We start from the raw sequence: 21283 nt of genomic DNA on the forward strand, positions 1-21283 counted from the left end.
GGTGATAGAGAGTGTCGGCGATTTAGTCGTTCTAACTCCCAATGTTCCACTTTACGATTAATCCACCATGTTTACAAAATCACAACATACATTTAACATTCCGCGAATAAAAAACCAATAGAATACAATTAAATACAATATAAAAACAACTAAATAAAATGTTTTATTGTGATTATTTGTTGTTTTTACGTAAAAGGAGGCTAGTTTTTCATCAGGTCAGTCAGACTTTTTCTTTGAACACATCGCGTGCAAATCGAAGATATCATAAGGAGGACTCATCATGTTAAAAGCCAAGAAAGTGGTATCCGCACTAATGGCCTGTACGATCGCTTGCTCCGTTGTTTATTCAGCGGGAGCGGGTTTTATCCCAGTCGCCTATGCGTCCACTGTTGACAGGCCAGCACCTTCCGTACCAGCAGGCCGGTATGAACACCCTGTCAGCGTTATGCTTACTTCCGCAACTCCGGCGGCAGACATCTATTACACGCTGGACGGTATGATGCCAGACGAAACGAGCCTTAAGTTTGATGGGACACCGATTGTCCTCACAGAGTCAGCGAATATTTCTGTTGTTGCTTTGAAAGATGGGGTCTGGAGTAAGGCCGGAACGTACGGCTACATGATCAAGACAGCTGAGCAACCGCTGCTGAAATTCGCAGCTATGTCTGACCTCCATATCGGTAGGAACAATGAAGCTGATAAATTGAGCACGAAAGCACGATATACGAGCAATTTTGATGTCATGTCTTCCATTTTCAAGCCAGATGCTATTGTGATCGGAGGCGATTTGATCAATGATAATGGCGATGGGAAGGGACCTGATCATACTTTTGTTCGCGAAGTTTTTCAGGAGCAAATGGCACGCAAAGGCTGGGAGGACATGCCCGTACAGATTGCCATCGGTAACCATGACGCTAGTGTTGCTGACGTGAAAAATGGTTACCCTGCTGAATGGTTCACGGACCAGTCAAACGGATATTATGAAAAGGTGATCAAAGGCTATTCCTTCTTCTTTTTGAACGGGAACAACTACAACGGAGACACAGGCCAAAGAAACTGGCTAAAGGGAAGGCTAGCAGAACTGACAGCCGATCCGGCCAACCTTAATAAGCCGATTTTTATTACGTTGCATCATCCAATTAGTGGTACGGTTATGGACGGACAGCAATCAACCAATGGTAACTTGTACACGGATTTGCAGAATTATCCACAAGTTGTTGTTTTATCTGGCCACTCACATCTGAACATTAACGATGATCGTGCCATTTATCAGAAAGATTTCACAGCGGTCAACCTGGGATCCATGTCTTACGTGGAAACAGAGGGTGGATATGCGGCTGTCACGCATGAAGGTCTAATGGAAGGCCGTGATCAATTCCCGGATAATCAATCCGAATTTATTGAGGTGTACAGCGATCGCATTGAGATTGAGCGAGTGGCTTATAATGGCGATCCAGGCTCCATCATTAATGGGGGGTTATGGCAAGGGATAGGCAATGAAGGAGCAGGCACACCGCCTCCTTATTCCAGTGCTGGCGCTCTAGCAGGCAAGAAATGGGTTGTCAAACTACAAGGAAACTCCAACACAGACATTAAAAACAACTTCACCTACACAACAAGCAACCGCAACAAGATTGCTCCCCAATTTCCAGTCAACAACATTCTTCAGGTATTGCCCGGAACCAATCATATACCGGTACTCTCTTTCAGACAAGCCAAAGACGATCAGTCCATGCATCACTATGAAATCAAATTGTATGACCAAAGAACGGCTAATGTTGTGAAATCATACAACGTTTTATCGGATTATTACTTTTTACCGATTCCAAACAAAATGAATATTCCGATGGCCGGATTGACGCCAGCAACCTCTTACGTCATTTCAGTAACAGCAGTCGACTCTTACGGTAATAAAAGCGCTTCTATGCAGAAATCTTACCGGACGGAAGGAACCGCGCCTGAATCGACGCCGATTGACCCGACAACGATGTGGAATCAGCTCGCTATGGACATGAAGTTTGACGGCAATCTGAACGAGGAGGCTTCCGGCGCAACGGGTTTAGCTGCTCCAACCGGCGATGTCACCTTTGTCGAAGGCAAATCAGGACAAGCTGTTCTTATTGCAGCAGGTAACGGCAACTATGTCGATCTTGGCGCCAGAGACGACTTAAAGTTCGGAAGTGGCGACTTCACACTTTCGTTCTGGCATAAGGGCAATCTGGCAGGAGATCAGACGATCCTCTCCAATAAAAACTGGAATTCCGGTGGAAATCCAGGCTGGTATGTCGGTCCTGCCTCTACGAACAATATGAGCCTTAACATGGCTTCAGGGGGCAAACGAGTTGATTATTCGGCATCAAACGTGGGACAGGAGTGGCACTACTTTACGATATCCGTAGATCGGGCACATAACTCAGCTTCAACCTATGTGGATGGCATAGTGAAGGCAACCAAGGACATCTCTGTACTGGGGACTTCCAGTATGGATACTTCATTTAACATTATTCTTGGGGCAGACGGCAATAAAGGCAATGGCGGAGCGACCGTTACGCTAGACGATTTGAAAATATGGAAACGCGCTTTATCCGCAACAGAAGCCAAAGCGTTATCCGACTCCTACAAGGAAGAATCATCAGATTCCTTATACAATTTCGGTCAATTGACTGCAAAAATTCAAGAATCCGAGCAATTCATTGCCCATGTTACGGGAACAAGTGGATTATCGCTTCCTGCACAGGTGCAAAATGCGCTGGCAGTTCAGATTTCGGCAGCAAAATCCTTAACTTCTGGCTCTGGAGCAACCGTCATTGATCAAGCCTATCTAGATTTGATTTGGGCTTTGCGAGCGGCCCAGAACGGCATTATTTACACATTTATACCAAAAACCAACTTCTCGATTGATTCTTACAGCTCTTACGCAGACAATGAAGGTGCTGTTCCAGAGCATATACTGGACGGTCAGGAAACATCCATCTGGCACTCTAGATGGCAATCACCAGAGGCTACTTTCCCACATTGGGTCGTTATCGATATGAAAAACACATATAAACTGAGCGGCATCCAAAGAAAGAGCCGTCCAAACCAAAGCAAGATGGAATTCCCCAAGACATTTGAATTGTACGCTTCGGATCATGTGGCCGATCTGAATGATCCAACATTCTTGGCGAATGCGGCAAATAAGGCTACCGGTACTTTTGGCCAAACCTGGACGGGTACGGTTTATACGGATTTTGTTTCATTGGACAAAACCGTGGAGGGTCGGTATGTGAAATTCGTCGTTACTGGAACTTATGACGCCGGGGCAGCTTATACCAGTATGAGCGAAATTGATTTTACAGGTGAAACAGTTTCAAATGTGGATGCGAGTTATTTGACGGATTTGAAAGTGAATGGCACTACATTGAGCGGTTTCGTCCCGAGTCAACTCGACTATGCGTATTCGGTACCTTATGGGACAACCGTGGCAGCCGTGACTTATGAGAAAGTTAAACCTACTGCAACCGCAGTGGTTGATGGTGGTAAGAATTTAGTTGTTGGTGCTAATCTAGTCACCGTTACGGTAACAGCGGAAAACGGTGCGACCAGTGTTTATAACATTGTGGTAACCCGACAACCGGAATCGCAGGCATCTATTCCGATAGCCACATTAACCGGGACATCTCCTGTTCTCGCAGGGCAAAGCTTTAGTGTGAATTATGGATTAAATAACGTATCCAGCAGTGTATATGGAGCTGTATACGCCCAGGACTTGACGTTCCAGTTTGATCCGAATGTATTGGACTTTGTTTCTGTAACATCTTTGAAGAATGGCTTGGAGGTGTATGTTAAAAAAGGTACAGCTGGCACAGTTAGAGTGCTGCTTGCAAGCCTAGGAGCCGAAAGTAGCATCACTTCCGACGGAGATTTGTTGGAACTTCACTGGAAGGCCAAAGAGATTAATAAGGCGACGAGTGCAAGTGTAACACTCTCCCAAGCGCAGCTTGGGTATGCATCAGGGGGGTCGACTTCGCTGGATGCTGTTTCCAATAACGTACAAATTAATGTGTTAGATCATGATTCAGATCCAGATCCAGCTCCAAATGGAACACCATCAACATCGCCGAACCAAACCATAACACAAACATCAAGCATAAACGGCGTTCAACTGATTAATTCATCTCCAGAAATAGTGAAACATGAGAACGGACAAACAACGTCCAAATGGAATGTGGATGCAGCAACGATCCTACGAGCCATTCATGCTCTGAGCCCATCAGGAGATAACAATGAAATCCAATTGGAAGTAAAAGGTACAACAGATGCGGCGCAAGTCCAACTTCCAGCAGAGGTAATACAAGATACCCAGTCGAAGGTTCCCAATGCTGTCATCTCCGTCAAATTTGGCAACGTGACCTACGAATTGCCAATCAAAGCGATAGATGTACAAGGTTTGGCGAACGCACTTGGCACCGACGTGAAAAATGTAAAAATCAGCGTCACTATTGAGAAGTTGAACGGAACAATCGCAAGTCAACTGGATGCAAAGATTCAACAAGCCGGTTTCAAATCGTTGACTCAAGCCGTAGATTTTACTGTAACTGCTGAAGGGAGCGGTAAGTCGATCACAGCAAATGATTTTGGCAAAACGTATGTGAATAGAACGCTTGCTCTTACTAAGGTCAGTGATACGGCACATGTAACGGCCATCATGTACAATCCAGCTACGGGTGAAATGGACTTTGTACCAGCCATCTTTACAACATCAGGCGGTAACATGCAAGCAACGATCAAACGTCTGGGCAACAGCATTTATACCGTTGTAGAATCGTCAAAGTCGTTTGATGATTTGAACGGTCATTGGGCTAAAGCGGATATTGAACTTCTGGCTTCCAAGCTAGTGATCAAGGGTATGACCGAGATGAACTTCGTCCCTGAAAACCAAATTACGCGTGCGGAATTTGCAGCGCTTTTGGTACGTGGACTAGGATTGACAGAAGCCAAACTAGGAAAGTTTACAGATGTGAAGGAATCCGATTGGTATTCCGGAGCGGTAGGGGCAGCCGTTAAAGCTGGTCTAGCAGAGGGTTTTGAAGATGGGACGTTCAACCCTAATGCCAATATTACGCGGGAACAAATGGCGGTAATGATTACGCGAGCGATGGCGCTTGCAGGTACCAGTGTGGAAGTGAATACCAAGGCACTTCAGGCATTCGAAGATGAGAAATCCATCAATGGATGGGCCAAAGACGCGGTTGCCAGAGCGATGAACGCTGGCATTATGAACGGAATAACCAATTCCAGTTTCATGCCGGGAGATAAAGCAACTCGTGCTCAAGCGGCGGTCATTATGAAACGATTGCTGCAATTTGAGAAATTCATGAACTAATTGGATGAGAAGTTAGCAACAAAGCTCAAAAAAGGCTGTGCCTAGGTCATTAAATGACTTTAGGGACAGCCTTTCTTTAACTTCCAAAGTATGGATTTTGATAGACATAAGGGCTTGTGGGGGCATCTTGCGTGTCTACTGTTTTCGCTACGATGACTAACACGTCTTTGCCTTCAAATTGACGTTTCTCTATGGTGCCAAGAGCGACAGCGTAGGTATCGGTTTTCCATTGTTCTGGGGAAGAATCGGTTTCCACCAGGATAGCCAGCGGTACAGAGTCTGCGACGCAGCATCTCATGGAGAATCTTCCCAAGGCAAATTGATTATTGCTCATGCTAGCCAAGCGGTAAACGTAACCGCTAATCTGCACCTTTTTACCTACAAACTGATCTTGATACAAATCAAGCGACGTCAGCGATTCGATATAATAATCATCGTTAATCACAATGAGAGGCTCCTCTTTGTACATGTCTACAGCTCGCTTGGCGTAAGGCTTGGTATATTCATTAAACGGAAAGACCTTATCTGTATCTAATTGCAGTTTATCATTCGGAATTAAGTTCGGGCTGGCATCTCCGTAATTGTTATTCACTAGGATGCCCGACGGGGTGAAATTTAATCCTTTTTTGGCTGCCATGTGACTGCCTAATACCGCATTAGGGAATGAAAAAGCAAGAACCAGCGGGATAACCAGCACCGCGTACATAATAATAACGCCAGGTTTCCATTGGTCGTGGGTATGCGCTGAGCATGAGCAGGTTGTCGCCGATGCCTTGTTCTTGGCACGGAGATCTCGAACCGCCAAATAGAGCTGATGCATCGCCAACACATACATGCCTACAGCAAGGCTTTTTACCCAGAGATCCATGGACGGAGCCACATAATAAATCAAAGCGTCGGATCGGCTGATCTGTATGATAAAAATAACGAATGCGAGTAGACTGCGGCTCGAATTGTTCGATGCGCAAACGTGGACCATTTATGCATAGTTACCTTGCCTCCATTCTATAAGTACGAATACAGTTGATCGAATGCGACCGACCCTAGCAGCACGACAGCCGCAGAAATGAGCATAACCGTCACGACAGTTTTGACTCGGAAAACCTTGAGCAGCATCATAGTGCTTTTGATATCGAGCATAGCGCCAAATACGAGAAAAGCGAGTACGGAACCGAGGCTGAAACCAGGAATGAACGTAGCGCCAACGAAAGCGTCTGCGGTCGAGCAGATGGAAAGGATGTAGGAAAGCCCCATCATGAACAGATGAGGAGTGAAGTCCCCATCGCTTAAGGTAAGCAACCATTTCTTACTTACAACCGTTTGCAGCAAAGCAGTAACAGTGGCGCCTAATACTAAGAATTTGCCTACATCAAACATTTCGATGGCGGCATGTTCCAAAGTTTCATGCCATTTATTTTTCAATGCTGCTGCCTTTGGTGTTTTAGTTGGGAGAGGTCTTTTGGGGCTTTTTTTGCTTGGAGTAACAGGCGTAGTCGTAGGGGTCACTGGTGAGCGAAGTGCAGAATTGCGTACACCTCGGGCGGCCCACAGTCCAATAATAGCTGCTGTGAGGAAGGCCAGTACCATACGGGCAATCGCCATCTCGGGGTGAGCGCGGAACGCCACGAAAGTGGATGTGAACACGATGGGATTAATAATCGGTCCGGCGACCATAAAGACAAGACCGATATATGGCGGCATGCCTTTGCGGATCAGTCGGTGTACAACAGGGATAATTCCGCATTCGCAAAGCGGGAAGACGATGCCCAGCAGGCATCCAAAAAGGATGCCGGGAATTGTTTTTTTCGGTACCCAACGTTGAAGTGTCTGATCGCTAATGAATGTTTGCAGCAAAGCAGAAATCACTACGCCGAACAGAATAAACGGAAACGACTCTAGCAAAATACCGAGAACCATGGTGCGAAAATCACTTAGAAAACTCATGAAGCCGCTGCCTCCTTAACAAATGATGAGCGAAAGAAATAACTGAAAACTTATAGCAACATTTTTTAGTGTTTTTAATTTGTTTGTTGTGTGTTTTGATTTTAACAGGCAACTATTAGTTCTACATCATCATTTTGTTAAGAAAATATGAAGAAGAGGCGAGGATGGTCAATTCCTCTCTCCTAAGCAAAAAGACACCTAACATCAAAGGATGTCAGGTGTCTTGATTTGGCCTGGAAAAATCGAAGGCTATGAGTTGCTATTAGCAAAATACGCGCGAGTATCTTTGCGGGATTGAGGCGTTAATACGCGATCAAGCTCTTCATTCAGCCAAGTAAGTGATTTGTTCCGCAGAACATTGCGCATACTATCTTCAGCTTCAAGCATGGCCATGTTAATCACACAAGGAGAAGCTTTGGTACATGCTGCGAACTCTTCATCACGATTACATAGATAGCTATTATCTTTGATATTTTTGCACTGAAAAATAGGCATAGCACCTTCAACAGCTTCAACAACATCCCAAAAAGAAATATCCTCGGGAGACTTGGCTAATTTATAACCACCTTTAACCCCAGGAACGGAGCTCACGATACCAGCCTTGGTTAGTTTGCTGAAAATCTTCGAAAGATAGGTCTCGGAAATGCCTTGAAAAGCGGAGAGCTCTTTAATCCCAATGGTAGCATCAGGAGGAATATCAATTAAATATACCAAGCAATGCAGTCCATATTCAACGCCAATACTATACTGCATGCAAACACCTGCTTTCAGATAAAAAAAGTTCTTATCCATCATCTTAGGTGGATTTAATACCCTTGTCAAATAGGGTTATTTGTCATTTTTAGCCAATAAGTCTTGTTTGATTTTTGGGTTGACAGCGATGAACGAAACAGATATATTATAGACAAGGTTAATCGCCGATTGATATTGTCGACGATGTGCCAAAGCGAAATCAATCAACGATTCACGGAAAGGAGAAATCCATCATGTCAACCGTTTTGTATGTAACTGCACACCCACTAGAGAAAAGTACATCCTATAGTTTGTCTGTAGGTCACGAGTTTATCCAAGCTTACCGTGAAGCGAATCCCGAAGATGAAGTTATTCATCTAGATCTATTTCAAGTAGATGTTCCGCAACTAGACGCTGACGTTTTAAATGCCTGGAACCTATTGAGAAGCGGCGGTTCCTTGGATCAATTAAGCGCTGGTTCTCAGGCTAAAGTGGCCCGTTTAAGTGAGCTGGTTGATCAATTTCTAGAGGCAGATAAAATTGTCATCGCCAATCCAGTATGGAATTATTTATTTCCACCTGTATTGAAAGCTTATATTGATGCCATATGTGTAGCAGGAAAAACTGTTAAATATACACCTGAAGGAATCATTGGCTTAGCTACTGACAAGAAATTGCTTCATATTCAGGCTTCCGGCAGCGTCCTCTCAGAGGGACCAGCAGCAGGCTTTGAATTCAGCCATCGCTATTTGACAGCCATATCCCAATTCATAGGGATACCTTCTATAGAAGTTATATATATTGAGGGCACGGGTGCAAAACCAGATCAAGCACCTGCCATTAAAGAAAAAGCCGTTCAACAAGCGCTCGAACTGGCCAAAAGCTTCTAAAGTCACACATTACATTCTGATTGTGATGCACGGTAGGTCCAGTTAGAACAAAAGAGGCATCATGAAATACATTCTATTAGTACTAGTTGGGGCTTGCAGCTTCGGTCTGTTATCTACTTTTGTAAAGAAAGCCTATGTGTCTGGATTCCATGTCGGTGAGGTCGTCGGCAGCCAAAATCTGTTTGGTGTGATTATGCTGTGGACCTTGGTGTTCGTGACTGTGAAATTCACGAAGCAACCCGCAGCGCGGCAGGTACTTAGAGTAACTAAGCGCCAAACGCTCTCCCTCATGGCCGTAGGAACGACGACAGGCATAACAGGAATGCTCTTTTATACGGCGCTCCAGTATATATCGGCTTCTTTCGCGATCATCTTGTTGTTTCAATTTACATGGATGGGAATCTTGCTCGAAGCAATCATTGAACGTAAGCGTCCTGGGAAAGATAAAATTGTATCGCTCATCCTCTTGTTTATCGGAATTATTATGGCAAGCGGCTATTTGGTTGGAGACCAGAAGGAGATTTCTTGGCTAGGTGTTACTCTTGGCTTGTTGTCTGCGATCACTTATGCGCTCTTCATTTGGTTCAGTGGGAAAACGGCCAAACAAGTCGTTCCGATCACACGTAGCGCCATTATGCTATCTGGCTCGTTTATTCTTGTCATGTTGGTGTTCCCACCGCATTTTCTAATAAATGGATCTCTTAACGAAGGGCTGTTACCTTGGGCTCTGCTGCTGGCACTCTTTGGTATCGTCATTCCACCGTTCTTCTATGCGATTGGCGTGCCGCGTATTGGCAGCGGATTAGCTACAATCTTAAGCGCTGCCGAACTGCCGACAGCCGTCATCATGTCATACGTCGTACTGAGCGAGGCCGTCAACTGGCTGCAATGGCTTGGTGTGGGTATCACGATATTCGGTATTGCCCTGCCTGAACTTATGAAGCACAAGAAGGGGCAATCGGTAATGGGAGGTTCGGCGCAAAAAAAGTATGAATTACATGAACAATAAAAAACTAAGGAGTGTCACCTGCATGCAAATCAGATTGGATTATATGAAAGTACAACCGGAGTCTCTACAAACACTATTAAAATTGGAAGGGTACGTGAAAAAGAGCGGTCTTGACGACAAGCTGGTGGAGTTGATTAAACTTCGTGCTTCACAAATTAATGGCTGTGCCTACTGCCTTGATATGCATTCGAAAGATGCACGTGCAATGGGAGAGACAGAGCAGAGAATCTATCTGCTTAACGCATGGAGGGAAGCTCCTTTTTATACGGAAGCAGAACGTGCCGCACTAGCCTTAACAGAAGCAGTGACCAGAATTTCCGATGGCGGTGTGTCTAAGGAGTTATATGAGCAAGTCCGTAAACATTTTGATGAAGTTGGATTTGTTAATTTGATTATGGCGATTAATGCCATTAACTGCTGGAATCGCATGGCGATTTCCACGGGCATGGTGCCAGGAGATTATCAACCCCCTGCACGCAAATAACAGATTTACGCAGGTGAAGTCAAGCTAAGGATATTGATGGAGCTATTCCACACAAAAAAACTAAAAAACCAAGGAGTGTCACACACATGGAAATCAGATTGGATTATATGAAAGTGCAACCGGAGTCTTTGCAAACACTACTAAAATTGGAAGGATACGTGAAGAAGAGCGGACTTGACCACAAATTGGTGGAATTGATTAAACTTCGTGCCTCGCAAATTAATGGCTGTGCTTTCTGTCTTGATATGCATTCGAAAGATGCACGTGCGATGGGGGAGACGGAGCAAAGAATCTATCTGCTCAACGCATGGAGAGAAGCTCCATTCTATACGCCATCGGAGCGTGCCGCACTAGCATTGACTGAAGCTGTGACCAAAATTTCGGAAGCAGGCGTGTCGGAGGAATTGTATGACCAAGTACGCAGACATTTTGATGAGGAACAATTCGTTGATTTAATCATGGCAATTAATGCCATTAACTGTTGGAATCGGATGGCGATTTCCACGGGTATGGTGCCAGGAGATTATCAACCACCAGCAAGTAAATAAGCTATTTTTACAAGTGAGGCGAAATCCCCGTACATGAACGATGTATGGGGATTTTGTTTGTAGTGTATTTGTCAGATCCGCTTGTTGTACACTCTCATTGCGAATAAGTAGGCTACAATCATAATCCCGACGCACCAAGCAAGCGCAATCCATATCTCATTGCCCACTGGCTGGCCTGACAGCAATGCGCGGATAGCTTCAACAATCGAGGTCACTGGTTGATTTTCGGCAAAGAGGCGTACGATGGTCGGCATGGACTCGGTTGGCACAAAGGCCGAACTAATAAAGGGCAGGAAGATGATCGGGTAGGAGAATGCGCTCGCGCCATCGACGGTTTTGGCAGACAGGCCAGCAATGACAGCGACCCAAGTCAAGGCCAGCGTAAACAGTGCGAGTATGCCGGCAACAGCAAGCCATGGCAGCAAGCCAGCGGATGAACGAAAGCCCATAACCAGCGATACGAGGATGATGACGACAACGGATATAGCGTTGGATACCAGCGAGGTGATGACATGCCCCCATAGTAAAGTGGAACGGGCAATCGGCATCGTGTGAAACCGCTCGAAGATGCCTCGCTGCACATCGATGAACAGGCGGTAAGCGGTGTAAGACACGCCACTAGCAATAGCAATCAATGTAATACCGGGCAGCAGGTAATTCACGTAATTATCCGTTCCAGTTTGAATGGCACCGCCTAACACATAAACGAACAAGAGCATCATCGCGATTGGCATAATGGTGACCGTGACGATGGTGTCCATGCTGCGGAAGATATGGCGCATGGAACGTCCAAGCATGACGCTAACGTCGCTGAAGAAATGATTTTTTACTGTTTCCATTTATTTCTCCTCCTTTTTACCGACGATGGATAGGAATATTTCCTCTAAGGTCGGCTGCTTTTCAACATATTCCACCTTTGTGGATGGGAACAGCTTTTTCAAATCCGAGAGTGTGCCGTTCGCAATAATTCGGCCCTCGTGCAGAATGGCGATCTTGTCAGCAAGCTGCTCCGCTTCCTCCAGATATTGCGTCGTCAGAAGCACCGTCGTTCCGCCGTCGGCAAGCTCCTTGACGACCTTCCAAACCTCGATACGTGCCTCGGGGTCGAGTCCAGTGGTAGGCTCATCGAGGAAAATGATTTGCGGCTTTCCTACAAGGCTCAAGGCGATATCGAGCCTGCGGCGCATGCCGCCGGAATAAGTAGCCACCCTGCGGTCAGCCGCATCTGTCAATCCGAAGCGTTGCAGCAAGTCATCCGCAACCTGACGCGGATCCTTGAGGTAGCGCAGCTTCGCAATCATGATGAGATTTTCCCGCCCAGTCAAAATTTCATCCACCGCGGCGAACTGTCCAGTTAGGCTGATCACTTGCCGAACATGATCGGGTTTGGATGCGACATCCATTCCGCCAACGGTGGCGGCTCCGCCGTCTGCTTTGAGCAGTGTGGTGAGGATTTTGACCACTGTTGTCTTGCCTGCCCCGTTAGAGCCAAGGAGAGCGAAAATGCTGCCTTTTTCCACCTCGAAATCTACACCCTTTAGCACTTGATGCTGCTTATAGGATTTCTCCAGTCCTTTTACTTGAATAGGTTTGGTCGTCATCGTTTGCATGATATTCCCTCCCTCAATTTAAATGACAGTAACTTTTGACAAATTAGCTTCCATGCCTTTCAGTGCAGCGAAGGTCAGTTTATCCATTGTTGCGCCGTCGAAGCAGATGCTTTTGATGGCTCTGTAATACTTCTTAGACAAGGTGAACCCCGAGAGGAAAGACACATTTTTGAGTGTTGCGTTTCGGAAAGAAACTTCGTTTAAAGCTGCTTTGTCAAACTTAACACTGATAAACGTCTGTCCGTCAAAACGCTGCCCTGTCAGGTCGGTGTACTTGAAGTCAACCCCGTCGAAGGAACACCCTTCAAAAACCGTTTTTCTTAGATCGGTCATGGATAACGTCACGTCAGTCATTCTTATTCCAGTGAATTTGACGCCGTCGAGCCCCGACTTGCTGAAATTGGTTCGTACAAGAATTGCCTTATTGAAGCTTGCATTGGTCAGGTCAAGCGTGGATAGGCTGCAGTCCGTCAAATTGGCGCGGTCGAAGTTGGCATCTTTGACATCACTGCTTTTAAACGAGCTGCCCGTCAAATCTGCGCCAGAGAAGTCAGAACCTTGCAATGCGCTGCTATTAAATTGTCCTTTATGGGCTCTAACGCCCGCAAAGTCACTTTTCACCAAGTTGCTTGCGCTAAAGTTAACCAGCACTTGTCGTTCCAGTGAGCGGGTGAGGTTAGCTACCTCAAGAATGGTTTGTTCGATGTCGCCGATGCTCTCAATTGTCATCTTCAGAGCTGTTTCATCATCTTTGCCCTCAGCTTTGAGTTCTCTGTACCGCTCTTGCAAATCGGAGTGCAGGTCCGCCTTCAGTTCTGTCACGCTTTTTACCCCGTCATATGGTGTGAAAACACCGTTCAAATAGTTCGCCAATTGCTGATTCATGATATCAATCTCCTTATAATAAATTTTCTAACACGCGCTTTGCATACTCCCAATTGCTTTTGTTACGGGTGTAAGTTTCCTTGCCCTTTTCTGTAATCCTAAAGTACTTGCGACGTCCTCCTTGCGTTTCATCGCCCCAATACCACTCGATGTCCAAGTCGGCTTCGAGTCGCCGGAAACTGGAGTACATCGTTGCTTCCTTCAACTCGTATTCGCCGCTGGAACGCTCGGCAATCAGCTTGACAACCTCATAGCCATAGCGATCAGCTTCAGACAGGAGCCGTAAAATCATTGTATCCGTATGCCCGCGAAGCAGGTCGGATGTAATTTTGCTCTCGCTCATGTAATCACCTCACATTCATAGGATACGACATATTACTTTGACTGTCAAGGTACTTTTATAAACAAAATACATAATCAGAGTAAATAGTGTTATTCGTACAATACATGGATAGCCGCGGAAAACAAAAGAGGGTGCCCCAATAGCCAGTTCCTTGGCTATTGGGGCACCCTTGCAGTCGCGTGGTTGGTTAGTTATTTGCAGATTGCCGAGTCACAGGGTCCGTATAAAAGTAAGGAATACCCGTGACTTTACTTTTGTAAAGCATATGTAATAAAAAAGCCTTCTTATGAAAAAAATGAATAGCTGATATAGTAGAGCTCCAAGGCAATCGACATCTCAAGTGGTTGTCCAGTAATAAACATAAAGGAGAGAAAAAGATAGGAGAGCGCAAGATGATCTAGGCGAAGGACTTACTCTTTAATGAGTTGATGTTGTTCACGGGCGTCCCATTCGGTTTTCCAACGATTGATTTCCTGAAATACGCTAGAAAAGGCTTCACCTTTTTCAGTAATTGCATACTCGACGGTCACGGGTACTGTGGGAAACACGGTGCGTTTGATCATCTGATGTTCTTCGAGGTTACGTAAGGTATCCGTTAATCCTTTGGTGTTAACATTGCCTAGATTTCTTCGCAATTGATTAAAGCGTTGGGGTTCCTTTAAAAGCTCTGTTATAGCTAAAAACGTCCATTTCCCAGAGAGAAATTGCAAGACTTCAGAAATAGATGCGATACAAACAGTCCCGAACTTTGCTTGTTCCATGTTGTTATCCTACTTTCTTATTTATTGTTGAAATGTCACTAGACGTGACTAAACCATATTGAAAGGAATTTTGATCAATGGATATCGAGGCTAGAAAATCTGAATTGATGTCAACGTATTATTTCAGACATGCAACCAAGGAGTTTGATTCGACTAAGAAAATATCCGAAACGGATTTCAACTTCATACTTGAGGCAGGGCGCCTTTCGCCAAGCTCAGGAGGGAATGAACCATGGAAGTTTGTAGTTGTTCAAAGTCCTGAATTTAGAAAAGAACTTGCACCGCTCGTTTCAGGCGCAGTCCGTTCACTGCCAACGTCGAGTCATTTCGTACTCATACTTGCTCGAAAGGGCCTCACGTTCGATTCTCCCTACCTGTTTCAGCAGCAAACCAAAGTAAAGGGGATGCCTGTCGAGGTGTATCAAAGCATGCAGCAAGCTTATGCACAATTCTATGAAGAGCTCCATTTAACTACCGAGAGGGAGCTCTTGGATTGGTCTTCAAAGCAAACGTACTTGGCGATGGGGAACATGATGACAGCAGCGGCGCATATTGGTATTGATTCATGCCCAATCGAAGGTTTCGATTTAGATGCCGTCAATGAATTACTTGCCGAGAAAGGGCTGCTTGGAAACGATGAGTTTAGCCTGAGTGTCATAACGGCTTTTGGTTATCGGGCTAATGAACCGAAACGTTCCAAAACGAGACGCCCTATGGAAGAGATCGCGCAATTTGTGTAATACCGCGAGTATTCGCGTATTGGTGAAGTGGTACTAGTGCCGAATAGGAGGGGGACGAATGGCAGTTTTATTGGAAATGTAAATCATGCCCTTATCGTCGACAGATGCAAAGAAGATATCGTCTTGGCGGATCCCTTTCGCTTCTAGCTGTGACGTCAACCAGAATGTGTCTTTCTTGATGTAAGAAAGGGTGTTTGTATACAAAGTCCCTTCTACGATTAATGGATAGGATAGGTCGCTTTGTGGCCTAGTTAGTCCCAAATCTTCGAGAGTGGGAGCTGACTTGGGGCCGTTTTTGTACACAGTCAATTTCCCGTTTGCTTCCACTATGGCAAGTTCAACATCGGGGAGATGGAAAACGTCCTTCTCGCGCAGCATTTGGAGGATATTATCGATTGAATAACGTATCTTCCTAATGTTTTTGACCAGCAGATTTCCTTGATGAATCACGATTGTTGGTTCGAATGAAATTAGTTTACCGAACTTTCTTGACTTAATTGCTAATAGGGAGACAATCCGCTGCAGTAGACCGAGCAATACGATGGCTATTGCGATATGAAAATGGTTAATGCTCGGTTCAGCTATATCGGCGCCGACGACGGATCCCAAGGAGAGTACGACCAGAAAATCGAACACAGGCAACTCTCCAAGGGAGCGTTTACCCATGAATAATCCGACAATCAACATAAGGGGGTAAATCGTTAGGATTCTTCCCGCAATTAACAGGAGATCCTTCATGGTTTCTATAAACATGCGCTCACTGCCATCCTTTTGTTCAAACTAGCCTTGATCAGAGATTGAGAATTGGATTTATATTCAATATGTCCAAATGATAATTTTTTACTACGCTTCCTATCGTTTTTGTTATACCTCAAAGCTGGAATCTACTAAATATCCCAAATTATACGCCTGGAACGGAATGGGAGTACGGCTCTTGGTTTAACACGAATGTAAAGAAAGGGCAGCCAGCCGACTTATTTGATCAATTTAAGAAACTGAATGATTCTGCTGCTTCATCCCCGTTGCTAGGATTCCTGTACAATCCTGATTCCTTGAAACAGGAGTACGCACAGGTGAATGCCATTATGGGGGAAATGATTCCGGCGATCATGTCAGGTACAGTGGATCCGGCTGAAGCGCTTCCGAAGTATATCGATCGGTTGAAGAAAGCGGGCATCGATAAGCTCACGGCAGATGCTCAAAAGCAAATTGAGGATTGGAGAAACGGGAAACTATAGCTTAATAAAAAACACTAAGGCAGCCTGAACGGCTGCCTTTTCTTGATCTAACAAACTGGGTGAAATGTGGTTATAGGTTGATCGGCATAAGATCCAAAACCCATCCGATAAGCTTATTCGTATCCATTGGGTGCTTAAGTATAATACTTGCGTACAACACGGCACCAATCGTTGATGGACGAGCGGTTGCAAGACGAATTCATCAAATTTAGTAAATTGACACTTATCAATTAGTAAGTTAGAATCTTCGTATGGACAATCGAAAAGAACAAATTGTTAGCCTGACGCTGGAACTAATTCGAAAAAAAGGCTATGTTGCAATTAGCTACGATGATATATCAAAAAAATTAGGTGTGACAAAGGCAAGCATTCATTATCACTTTGAAAAGAAAGAGGATTTAGCAATTGCATTAACTGGAAAGCTTCATAAATCTTTTGAGCGGTTAGTTTTGTCCACGAAAGATGTATCAATGCCTGTTGAAGAGAAGATTAATCAATTTATCACCAAGCAGTTTGAGCTTGGAGGAGATGCCATCTGTCCATTATCTTCGCTACAAACAGATTATGAATCTCTTCCAGAAGCTGTCCAACAAAGAGTTCAAGTGCTAAGTCAGTTTGAGTTCACAAGTTGGGTTGACGTTTTAACGGAAGCTCAAAAAGAAGGAATAGTAAATAGTTACGTTAATACTGAGTCTTTAGCTTATGCCGTCCTATCATGCATAAAAGGGGGCATGCAGTATAATCGCGTGTTAAGCAAAAACATAATACCGCAGGTTGTAGATCAAATAAATAGATTAATAAGATGCTAATTTTTTTTGAATAACACTTATCTACTAGTAAGTTAATAAATGTCTGGTATTAGGCGAAATAACAAGAAAACACATCACTTCAGGAGTAGCCACTGCTGTGCTGTAGGTATTCTAATGAAGAAGACAAGCTGTATATCGCTGGACTAATGGGTTCGGATGAATATGAAGTAGGTATCCCTATGCTGACAAAGATGAGATATTAAAGATAAACAACTTTGAGAATGCACTTAGAGCAGAGAACTTTAGCAAAAGTCTTCATTCCATTAGCCTACGTATTGCCTTAGCAAATTTGGCTATCCCCAATTCAATGTCCTCCGGTTTCGATCTTGCGAACGTAAAACGTACGTAACCCGAATCAGAACCATACACACTTCCGGGTACGAATATAATTCCTTGCTTAATCGATTCTTCCAACAATTTAGCGTCGGGAATATCCGGAATCAATTTGCACCAAAAATGCAATCCCCCTTCCGGCGCCGCGTATTCAATTAGTCCGGAAAGTTCCTTCTCTAGAGATTCAATGAGTAAATCGCGTTTAAATTGAAGTTGGATACGCAAGCTCTCCAAATGGGGTCCGAAATAAGATGACTGTAAAAATTGTGCTGCTATCTGCTGGGGAATGATGCTTAATCCAAAATCCATCTGTTGTCTAGCATCGGTTAGCCGTTCCACAATGGAACGAGGAGCTACCATCCATCCTATCCGTAAGCCAGAGGCTGCGATCTTGGAGAATGAGCCAATATAAAGAATTGAACCCGTAGTATCCATTGATTTGAGCGGTAAAGGGGGGACTCCTTCATAAGATGTTAAGCTATAAGGATCATCTTCCACAACGGGAAGTCCTAATTCACAAATGATGTCAAGAAGACGTTTACGTCTTTCAACGCTTAGTACAGTACCAGTGGGGTTCTGATAGTTTGGATTTAAGAACACCATCTTGATACGATGTTTTTTGTATAAAACGCGAATATCTTCTGGCTGTATGCCATGATTGTCAACCGGAAGACGAAACAAACGAAGACCTGCTGATTGAAACATGGGCAGCGAATAGCAGTAGGATGGATCTTCAATTGCAACGGCATCACCTGGAGAGAGTAGACATTGCGTGATTAAAAATAACGATTGCTGAGAACCTGATGTGATAAGAATGGAGGATTCCGTTGCCTGAATTCTTCGATAATTACTCAGATATTGTACTAATGCCTCTCTCAATGGAGTGAAGCCTTGAGGGTTATCGTAACCCAAATAGGATGTATAAGCGTTTCTACTCATTAATGCAGCGATTTCATCAGTAGGTGCTAAATCACCAGATAGTTCACCGCTCGCGAAGTCAATCAGTGATGGATCTTGGCCTAACGCTTCGCGAATCCTTCGCAAAAAGGGCAGGTTCGGAAGAAAGTTTCCTCCTTCTGCAAACCTACTCCAGTTTGGAGTATGCTTCGGAGTGGCCCCCCATTTGGATGTACTTACACGAGTCCCGCTACCAGTACGACTTTCGATAATCCCAAGGGACCGCAGTTCCGCGAATGCAGAAATAACGGTGCTGCGGTTCACTTCAAATTGTTCAGCAAGTTTCCGCTCAGAAGGCAGTAAGCTGCCCGGGGGAAACTCCCCATATGAAATTCTTTGCTCGAGATGGTCGGCAATTTGTTCGTAAAGAGCTTTTTTACTATTGCGTTCAGGTTTCCACATCTTAAAATCCCCTTGAATATCAATCAAACTACACAAATATTAAATTTATCATACCACTTATCAACGAAGAATAATCTATGTTTTCGTCTTTATCATTTAGCATTCTGTGAACATGGATGAAAGTACAACATTGTCATTTGCAAACCTAATAACAATCTTATCCAAAGACGGACTTTATCCATGATTGATATTAAGTATCGTTAATGGATGGCATAAAAAACTGATTGATTGGTTGGTTACATTCGTTCACATCAATTTTATGATAGTAATTAGAATTGCAGTTGAGTCATGAGCTATGGAAAGGAGATGGACCATTTGGCAGCATCGATATCTTTTATTTTGCTTTGCAGTGCAATTGTAGCAAGTCCTTTGTATGTCGCTATAGGAGGGGCTTTTCTCATCCGTAAGGATGAGCTTGATATGAGTAAAAAGTAAAGATTAATAATTACTATAAAAAATGGATGAACCAACAAGGAGTGAATTAAAATGAATAATTCATATAGAAATAATTACGAACAAAAAATGAATGGGCTTCTCCCATTATCAGTTATATTTTTCCTTTCAGTTTTTTCTGGGTTTTTTTATTTTCTTGTTAACGAACTTATATTGAAGTAAAGCTATTTTTTGAGTACTTTATGAGGAGAGGGAGAAAAACTGAACTAGATCTTTCTTTGCGAAAATAGAGTGAGTAGCGTCAAGAAGTTATCTATGTTTATGTGAGTCTCCCAAATGGAAAGAGTATAAAAAAACCTATATTTTTTTGTAGATTACTTATCAACTAGTAGATTGAATTTCACTAAAAACAATCATCGAGAAGCATAAATGTAAAACATTGGTAGACAGTGTGTTTGAGAAAGGTACAACGTTCACTATTTCTATTAATGATTTTAGGGAAAAATTGGGGACAATTTAAAAGGAGCTGGTACTATGAGTCAACCCAAAGTTTCTTCTTTCTAGTTTAACTGATTGACAGACATAAGGCTCCCCCCTATAATAATTTAAACAAACGTTTAATTAAAATGATCGTTTAAATTTAAATAGGAGTGGTAATTTTGAAACTAGCACTAGGCGCATTTCTTAAGCAAGGCACAACGAAGGTAGGCATCATCACGGCCATTATGTTTCAGTTGTTATTTAGTTTGATTTGGATGACTGGCTATGCAGGTGTATCGGATAACACCAAGAATTTGAAGATCGCTATCGTCAATGAAGATCAAGGTATGGGGAACACAGTGGCAAGCAATTTGAGAGTGAATCTGCCTTTTCAAACAGAGCAAATAGACTCAAATGACAAAGCGCAAGAAATGCTTAACAACCGCGAAGTGCAAATGGTTATCCACATCTCGGACGATTTTACAAAAAAACTGCAAACACCGGGGCAAACGGCTCCGATTTCATACACAATCAATGAGTCTAATCCATCTATGATGAAGCCCGTGATGCAGGCGGTAGCAGGCAATGTAACGGCAACTGTGAATAAGGAAGCTGTGGCTGCTGGCGCATCGGCCGCGCTTACTCAAATGAGTCCCAAAATGCCGGCTGAACAAGCGGGGCAAATCGCGCAAGGACTGGCTAACAAGGTAACCTCGGATATTCAGAGTACAAATAAAGTGAAAGATATGCCGAATCAAATGCTTCCTATGATGCTTGTGCTTGCTTCTATTGTAGGAACTATGATTATGGGGATGAACTTCAGCATTTCAACGAATATTGTTGGTGCATCGGTAAGTAAAATGGGCAAATTGGCTGCTCGCTTCATGCTGACTGTTGGTGCTGCAGTCGTTGTTGGACTTATCAGCGCGACAATGGTTGTTGCTTTGGGCGGGCATGTAGAGAAAGGATTTATGGCATTATGGTCGTTTGAATCCTTATTCTTGCTCACTTTTGCGCTCGTTGCACAAATGTTTTTGACATTGTTTGGGAACGCAGGTATGCTATTTAACATCGCGATGTTATCCTTGCAGCTGGTGTCTTCTGGAGCCATCGTGCCAAGGGAGCTTTTGTCGAACTTTTATCATTCTTTGAGCAATGTATTCCCAGCCACCTATGCGGTAAACGGTCTGATGAATATTTTATTCGGCGGTCCTGGTGTAGGGAAAGAAATAAGCTTTTTGCTCCTGATTGCAGTTATAGCATTCGCTATTGATTTCATGGTTGTATCTGTTAAAAAAGCAAAGGCTGTACCCGCTACGAGACAGCTGTCACAAACCGCTTAACTTTTCAATATAAGGAG

Annotated in this window: 19 protein-coding genes; 9 read left to right on the forward strand and 10 right to left on the reverse strand. The window is 44.0% G+C overall.

Annotation, left to right across the window (positions count from 1 at the left end):
- The first annotated feature begins 280 nt into the window (after window positions 1-280).
- Window positions 281-5365, forward strand: coding sequence for an S-layer homology domain-containing protein (locus GQF01_RS01320; RefSeq protein WP_161405005.1), 5085 nt, complete (start codon window positions 281-283; stop codon window positions 5363-5365).
- A 76-nt stretch (window positions 5366-5441) separates the two neighbouring features.
- Here GQF01_RS01320 and GQF01_RS01325 read toward each other — a convergent pair whose 3' ends face one another.
- From GQF01_RS01325 to GQF01_RS01335, 3 genes are all read right to left on the reverse strand, one after another.
- Entirely contained in the window at window positions 5442-6344 is a 903-nt protein-coding gene (locus GQF01_RS01325) for a TIGR03943 family putative permease subunit (RefSeq protein ID WP_161405006.1), read from the reverse strand.
- Between the two features lie 26 nt (window positions 6345-6370).
- The gene (locus GQF01_RS01330) at window positions 6371-7309 is read right to left on the reverse strand and encodes a permease (RefSeq protein ID WP_161405008.1); all 939 of its coding nucleotides are present in this window, start codon (window positions 7307-7309) and stop codon (window positions 6371-6373) included.
- Between the two features lie 249 nt (window positions 7310-7558).
- Window positions 7559-8062 (reverse strand): RrF2 family transcriptional regulator, encoded by a 504-nt coding sequence (locus GQF01_RS01335; protein ID WP_161405010.1) that lies wholly within the window; start codon window positions 8060-8062, stop codon window positions 7559-7561.
- Between the two features lie 233 nt (window positions 8063-8295).
- Between GQF01_RS01335 and GQF01_RS01340 the strand changes: the two genes are divergently transcribed.
- The 4 genes from GQF01_RS01340 to GQF01_RS01355 all read left to right on the forward strand — a co-directional run bounded on the left by GQF01_RS01340 (window position 8296) and on the right by GQF01_RS01355 (window position 10972).
- On the forward strand, window positions 8296-8931 hold the full coding sequence (locus GQF01_RS01340; RefSeq protein ID WP_161405012.1) for an FMN-dependent NADH-azoreductase: 636 nt from the start codon (window positions 8296-8298) through the stop codon (window positions 8929-8931).
- A 61-nt stretch (window positions 8932-8992) separates the two neighbouring features.
- Complete coding sequence (locus GQF01_RS01345) at window positions 8993-9940, forward strand: EamA family transporter (protein ID WP_161405014.1); 948 nt, start codon at window positions 8993-8995, stop codon at window positions 9938-9940.
- A 22-nt stretch (window positions 9941-9962) separates the two neighbouring features.
- Window positions 9963-10424 (forward strand): carboxymuconolactone decarboxylase family protein, encoded by a 462-nt coding sequence (locus GQF01_RS01350; protein ID WP_161405016.1) that lies wholly within the window; start codon window positions 9963-9965, stop codon window positions 10422-10424.
- Between the two features lie 86 nt (window positions 10425-10510).
- Window positions 10511-10972 carry a carboxymuconolactone decarboxylase family protein gene (locus GQF01_RS01355; protein WP_161405018.1) on the forward strand — a complete coding sequence of 154 codons (462 nt, stop codon included), beginning with the start codon at window positions 10511-10513 and terminating at the stop codon, window positions 10970-10972.
- A 71-nt stretch (window positions 10973-11043) separates the two neighbouring features.
- On the opposite strand, the gene GQF01_RS01360 is transcribed toward GQF01_RS01355, so the two are convergent.
- The 5 genes from GQF01_RS01360 to GQF01_RS01380 all read right to left on the reverse strand — a co-directional run bounded on the left by GQF01_RS01360 (window position 11044) and on the right by GQF01_RS01380 (window position 14571).
- The gene (locus GQF01_RS01360; protein ID WP_161405020.1) at window positions 11044-11811 is read right to left on the reverse strand and encodes an ABC transporter permease; all 768 of its coding nucleotides are present in this window, start codon (window positions 11809-11811) and stop codon (window positions 11044-11046) included.
- Window positions 11812-12582, reverse strand: a complete 771-nt coding sequence (locus GQF01_RS01365) for an ABC transporter ATP-binding protein (RefSeq protein WP_161405022.1) — start codon at window positions 12580-12582, stop codon at window positions 11812-11814.
- Window positions 12583-12600: 18 nt separating this feature from the next.
- Window positions 12601-13467: a pentapeptide repeat-containing protein gene (locus tag GQF01_RS01370; RefSeq protein WP_161405024.1), complete on the reverse strand. Its 867-nt coding sequence runs from the start codon at window positions 13465-13467 to the stop codon at window positions 12601-12603.
- Window positions 13468-13480: 13 nt separating this feature from the next.
- Window positions 13481-13810 carry a PadR family transcriptional regulator gene (locus GQF01_RS01375; protein ID WP_161405026.1) on the reverse strand — a complete coding sequence of 110 codons (330 nt, stop codon included), beginning with the start codon at window positions 13808-13810 and terminating at the stop codon, window positions 13481-13483.
- A 410-nt stretch (window positions 13811-14220) separates the two neighbouring features.
- Window positions 14221-14571, reverse strand: a complete 351-nt coding sequence (locus GQF01_RS01380; protein WP_161405028.1) for a winged helix-turn-helix transcriptional regulator — start codon at window positions 14569-14571, stop codon at window positions 14221-14223.
- A 77-nt stretch (window positions 14572-14648) separates the two neighbouring features.
- Here GQF01_RS01380 and GQF01_RS01385 point away from each other — a divergent pair, with 77 nt between their 5' ends.
- Window positions 14649-15311 (forward strand): NAD(P)H-dependent oxidoreductase, encoded by a 663-nt coding sequence (locus tag GQF01_RS01385; protein ID WP_161405030.1) that lies wholly within the window; start codon window positions 14649-14651, stop codon window positions 15309-15311.
- Between the two features lie 33 nt (window positions 15312-15344).
- On the opposite strand, the gene GQF01_RS01390 is transcribed toward GQF01_RS01385, so the two are convergent.
- Window positions 15345-16058, reverse strand: a complete 714-nt coding sequence (locus GQF01_RS01390) for a DUF421 domain-containing protein (protein ID WP_161405186.1) — start codon at window positions 16056-16058, stop codon at window positions 15345-15347.
- A gap of 275 nt (window positions 16059-16333) precedes the next feature.
- On the opposite strand from GQF01_RS01390, the gene GQF01_RS01395 reads away from it, so the two are divergent.
- Window positions 16334-16549, forward strand: a complete 216-nt coding sequence (locus tag GQF01_RS01395) for a DUF3502 domain-containing protein (RefSeq protein ID WP_328803376.1) — start codon at window positions 16334-16336, stop codon at window positions 16547-16549.
- Window positions 16550-16800: 251 nt separating this feature from the next.
- The gene (locus GQF01_RS01400; protein ID WP_161405032.1) at window positions 16801-17358 is read left to right on the forward strand and encodes a TetR/AcrR family transcriptional regulator; all 558 of its coding nucleotides are present in this window, start codon (window positions 16801-16803) and stop codon (window positions 17356-17358) included.
- Window positions 17359-17613: 255 nt separating this feature from the next.
- Here the strand turns inward: GQF01_RS01400 and pdxR are convergent, their stop codons facing one another.
- The gene (gene pdxR / locus GQF01_RS01405; RefSeq protein ID WP_161405188.1) at window positions 17614-19050 is read right to left on the reverse strand and encodes a MocR-like pyridoxine biosynthesis transcription factor PdxR; all 1437 of its coding nucleotides are present in this window, start codon (window positions 19048-19050) and stop codon (window positions 17614-17616) included.
- Window positions 19051-20102: 1052 nt separating this feature from the next.
- Between pdxR and GQF01_RS01410 the strand changes: the two genes are divergently transcribed.
- Entirely contained in the window at window positions 20103-21266 is a 1164-nt protein-coding gene (locus GQF01_RS01410; protein ID WP_235958745.1) for a YhgE/Pip domain-containing protein, read from the forward strand.
- Window positions 21267-21283 lie beyond the last annotated feature (17 nt).

This window comes from Paenibacillus silvestris (assembly GCF_009882985.1).
GTDB lineage: Bacteria > Bacillota > Bacilli > Paenibacillales > NBRC-103111 > Paenibacillus_E > Paenibacillus_E silvestris.

What these genes read in the sequence shown, in the direction of transcription:
- GQF01_RS01320 (WP_161405005.1), top strand. Translation starts at nt 281, where the DNA reads ATGTTAAAAGCCAAGAAAGTGGTATCCGCACTAATGGCCTGTACGATC.
- GQF01_RS01325 (WP_161405006.1), bottom strand. Translation starts at nt 6,344, where the DNA reads ATGGTCCACGTTTGCGCATCGAACAATTCGAGCCGCAGTCTACTCGCA.
- GQF01_RS01330 (WP_161405008.1), bottom strand. Translation starts at nt 7,309, where the DNA reads ATGAGTTTTCTAAGTGATTTTCGCACCATGGTTCTCGGTATTTTGCTA.
- GQF01_RS01335 (WP_161405010.1), bottom strand. Translation starts at nt 8,062, where the DNA reads ATGCAGTATAGTATTGGCGTTGAATATGGACTGCATTGCTTGGTATAT.
- GQF01_RS01340 (WP_161405012.1), top strand. Translation starts at nt 8,296, where the DNA reads ATGTCAACCGTTTTGTATGTAACTGCACACCCACTAGAGAAAAGTACA.
- GQF01_RS01345 (WP_161405014.1), top strand. Translation starts at nt 8,993, where the DNA reads ATGAAATACATTCTATTAGTACTAGTTGGGGCTTGCAGCTTCGGTCTG.
- GQF01_RS01350 (WP_161405016.1), top strand. Translation starts at nt 9,963, where the DNA reads ATGCAAATCAGATTGGATTATATGAAAGTACAACCGGAGTCTCTACAA.
- GQF01_RS01355 (WP_161405018.1), top strand. Translation starts at nt 10,511, where the DNA reads ATGGAAATCAGATTGGATTATATGAAAGTGCAACCGGAGTCTTTGCAA.
- GQF01_RS01360 (WP_161405020.1), bottom strand. Translation starts at nt 11,811, where the DNA reads ATGGAAACAGTAAAAAATCATTTCTTCAGCGACGTTAGCGTCATGCTT.
- GQF01_RS01365 (WP_161405022.1), bottom strand. Translation starts at nt 12,582, where the DNA reads ATGCAAACGATGACGACCAAACCTATTCAAGTAAAAGGACTGGAGAAA.
- GQF01_RS01370 (WP_161405024.1), bottom strand. Translation starts at nt 13,467, where the DNA reads ATGAATCAGCAATTGGCGAACTATTTGAACGGTGTTTTCACACCATAT.
- GQF01_RS01375 (WP_161405026.1), bottom strand. Translation starts at nt 13,810, where the DNA reads ATGAGCGAGAGCAAAATTACATCCGACCTGCTTCGCGGGCATACGGAT.
- GQF01_RS01380 (WP_161405028.1), bottom strand. Translation starts at nt 14,571, where the DNA reads ATGGAACAAGCAAAGTTCGGGACTGTTTGTATCGCATCTATTTCTGAA.
- GQF01_RS01385 (WP_161405030.1), top strand. Translation starts at nt 14,649, where the DNA reads ATGGATATCGAGGCTAGAAAATCTGAATTGATGTCAACGTATTATTTC.
- GQF01_RS01400 (WP_161405032.1), top strand. Translation starts at nt 16,801, where the DNA reads ATGGACAATCGAAAAGAACAAATTGTTAGCCTGACGCTGGAACTAATT.
- pdxR (WP_161405188.1), bottom strand. Translation starts at nt 19,050, where the DNA reads ATGTGGAAACCTGAACGCAATAGTAAAAAAGCTCTTTACGAACAAATT.